The sequence below is a fragment of the Nostoc cf. edaphicum LEGE 07299 genome, from assembly GCF_015207245.1.
Classification (GTDB): domain Bacteria; phylum Cyanobacteriota; class Cyanobacteriia; order Cyanobacteriales; family Nostocaceae; genus Nostoc; species Nostoc edaphicum_B.
Genome location: NZ_JADEXF010000947.1, coordinates 1 through 2,716, shown reverse-complemented (window position 1 = coordinate 2,716; position 2,716 = coordinate 1). Strand labels below are relative to the sequence as shown.

At 41.1% G+C, this 2,716-nt stretch carries 4 protein-coding genes; 1 reads left to right on the top strand and 3 read right to left on the bottom strand.

All coding sequences use genetic code 11. The features are described 5' to 3' along the window. Positions 1–480 (bottom strand): hypothetical protein (locus IQ229_RS22965; protein WP_194047714.1); only part of this gene is annotated, 480 nt, incomplete at its 3' end. A gap of 150 nt (positions 481–630) precedes the next feature. On the opposite strand from IQ229_RS22965, the gene IQ229_RS22960 reads away from it, so the two are divergent. Beyond that, complete coding sequence (locus IQ229_RS22960; RefSeq protein WP_194047712.1) at positions 631–1,320, top strand: recombinase family protein; 690 nt, start codon at positions 631–633, stop codon at positions 1,318–1,320. A 171-nt stretch (positions 1,321–1,491) separates the two neighbouring features. Here IQ229_RS22960 and IQ229_RS22955 read toward each other — a convergent pair whose 3' ends face one another. Both IQ229_RS22955 and IQ229_RS22950 read right to left on the bottom strand, forming a co-directional pair. Further along, positions 1,492–1,914 carry an ASCH domain-containing protein gene (locus IQ229_RS22955; RefSeq protein ID WP_194047710.1) on the bottom strand — a complete coding sequence of 141 codons (423 nt, stop codon included), beginning with the start codon at positions 1,912–1,914 and terminating at the stop codon, positions 1,492–1,494. 503 nt (positions 1,915–2,417) lie between these two features. After that, a complete protein-coding gene (locus tag IQ229_RS22950) occupies positions 2,418–2,591 on the bottom strand; it encodes a hypothetical protein (RefSeq protein WP_194047708.1) in 174 nt (57 codons plus the stop codon). Between the last annotated feature and the right edge of the window lie 125 nt (positions 2,592–2,716).

The following is a 2,716-nucleotide window of genomic DNA, read 5'->3' as shown; positions in this document are numbered from 1 at the left end:
GGGCAGGGGCAAAGTAACATCTTGAATTGTTGCTTCGGGTGTGACCGGGGAATCATCCAGCTTTTCTTCTTGATTTTGTTCAAGAGATTTTAGTCTAGTTTTTAAAAACTCAATTTTATTCTCTAACTGTGCTTTGACTTCGTTCATTGCAGTGGCAAGGTATGCCGTCCGATTGTCAATTTCATCCCTTATTGTTTCCTGGTCAGGCACAATTGAGCTTACTTGGCTTGTCGTGGCTAGCTGTTCCTCCAGCTTGGCTAGTCTATCGTCAATATTGGCTAGTCTTTCATCGCTGTTATCTGCCTTGTCATGGCTTGTCAATTGACTAGGCTGTTGACTTGTCATGGCTAGTCTTAGCCCAGTAGCTACCAAGTCGGTAAGCGTGATATTGTTGATTTCACAATAGTTTTTGGCTTCTTCCAGTAGTTCAGCGTAATTATCGAAGCGTAGGGATAGCTGCTTTCTTGGCTTGTCGTTCATAGGAAGTGTGGCTAGTCTTGACTAGTCAAATAGTAACATTATGGCTTGTCATTGACAAGCCAATTAGCGGGATAATTCATCAAATCTTGTATTTTCATGCTTTTATAGTGCCCTATAGTGGTCAAAGGGGCATTAGAGGACTACAAAGGCATGGCTACAGCAAAAAAATCAAAAGTAATTGCGACGAACACCGTAATAATTTATTGCAGAGTGTCTACTGACCAACAGGAGAAATCAGGGCTAGGATTAGAAGCTCAATTAGACTTGTGCAGGCAAGTAGCCCAACAATTAAATCTAGAAATCATTGGAGAATTCCAAGAAACTATTAGCGGTAAAATAGACCCAAAGCAACGCCCTATTTTCTGCCAAGCCGTGACATTAGCACAAATGAATGGATCGAAGATTTTAGTAGCTAAACTAGACCGCTTCAGCCGTGAAATGCACCACGTCAGTGGCTTCACTCAAAAATATATGTGGGGAAAAGAAACACCAGATTTATTAATAGCTTCTTCGCCTAAAATGAGTCAGATGGAAATTTATATCTGGGCTATGCTAGCTGAACAAGAAAGAAAGCAAATAGGTGAGCGCACCCGTGCAGCCTTGGCAGTCAAAAAAGCGCAAGGGGCACAACTAGGCAAGGCGGGAAGAACGGCTTCTGTAGCGAAAGCTAGGGCAAATTCGGAAGATGCGATCGCACTTGCCAAACACCTGCGGGGTGAGGGATTAAGCTATTCAAAAATCTCTGACCAATTAAACGAATTAGGGCTGATGACCTCAAAAGGTGGTCAATGGTACGCGGCTAACATTCGACAAAGATTGATGAATATTGGCATCAATTAAACCAAGCAATTAACTACTATTAATATGCGGTCTAGGAAAGTGCGATCGCATTTCCTTTGTTGGTAATCTTGGGATTGCGATCACACTTTGGGATTTCAGAAGATGGCTAGGCTTTAGACTGGCAAGGATGCCAGAATAGACCCGTCAGGATGCCCTAGAAGGGCATCATTTTTACTTGGCAGTATGAATCATCGTCTGTAAAATCTGCCACGAAGAATTGAAAATTTTGACTTCATTATCATCAGCAGGCTGCCATAGAATAGGTTGCTTGCCTCTGATTTTTTGGGCATTTTCAAAAAGCACCGAATTGATGAATCCGTAAGCCCAGATGTTGCCTGATGGAGAGCAATAATTTAGGTAGCCTGCCCCAATGATATAGCCGCGTTTCGCGTCTTCAGGGGACATATCTAAATATTCAAAAGCGTAGTCTGACGCTGTTGAAATGCCAGAATGAAAGAATACCCAGCCACGGTATTTAGTCTCTCTGTACCGATATTCTTCTCGTTTCTCGCCCAATGCCAGTGCATAGGCGAAAGGTGCATGACAAGTCATTGCCCGTACAGTTGCAGGGCATTCATTTGATAGAATGGACATGGTATCAATCCAATTAAAAACATCAAAAGCCAGCGTTCTTTAACAGCGTTGGCTTTCTTAATTTTACCATCTTTCCTTAGTCTCTATAATTCTTATAACTATTGTATCATATACCTTATAGCGATTTTACAGTGTCCTCGTTCTCTTCGTTTGACGTATAATTAATATCCTCTTTGAGTTCTATATCTGCGGTCGATACTGAGAATTAAATGTACTCTAAATTTGAAGATTGCAACACTTTGGAATAAAGCCCATGCTTAAGGGCATTTCTTGATACTATCCTCTTACCCAGGCTTGTTCGTGCCCCAGTGCTATAAATCCAAGGTTTATTATTATTAATTCGTTCTCTCGCTGCCTGCGCTCTTTCATAATTCCACCCTGCTTTATAAGTTTTTTGTTCCCTATCGGGAGCTACGCTGTAAGTCTTAATTTCAGGGATTATCTGGGTAGCTACCGGAGTTGGTTTCTTTTTCTCAAGATTGCTTTTTTCAAGCTTCTTTTTCTCAAGTTTTAATTGCCTTTTTATCGCTTTCTGCTTTCTGCTTTCTTACTTCTTCAAGATTACAGAAAGGCTCAAACTTGAATTGAAGTACTTTAGGGCTACTTTCAGATTCCCATTTTATTTCCTGAAGTTTCTTGATAGGTTCGGGACTTAAAGTTTTCTTTTTCTTCGGCATTATTCACCTTGGAAACGTGAAAGAATGCCGTCGATTGAGTAGCTATCTTTCACCATATTCAGAATTTCTTCGTGTGTTTTTGGTGGAGGGGGGGAGGGTAATTTTTTAGTTTGGTTTTGGTACAG

What these genes read in the sequence shown, in the direction of transcription:
- IQ229_RS22960 (WP_194047712.1), top strand. Translation starts at nt 631, where the DNA reads ATGGCTACAGCAAAAAAATCAAAAGTAATTGCGACGAACACCGTAATA.
- IQ229_RS22955 (WP_194047710.1), bottom strand. Translation starts at nt 1,914, where the DNA reads ATGTCCATTCTATCAAATGAATGCCCTGCAACTGTACGGGCAATGACT.
- IQ229_RS22950 (WP_194047708.1), bottom strand. Translation starts at nt 2,591, where the DNA reads ATGCCGAAGAAAAAGAAAACTTTAAGTCCCGAACCTATCAAGAAACTT.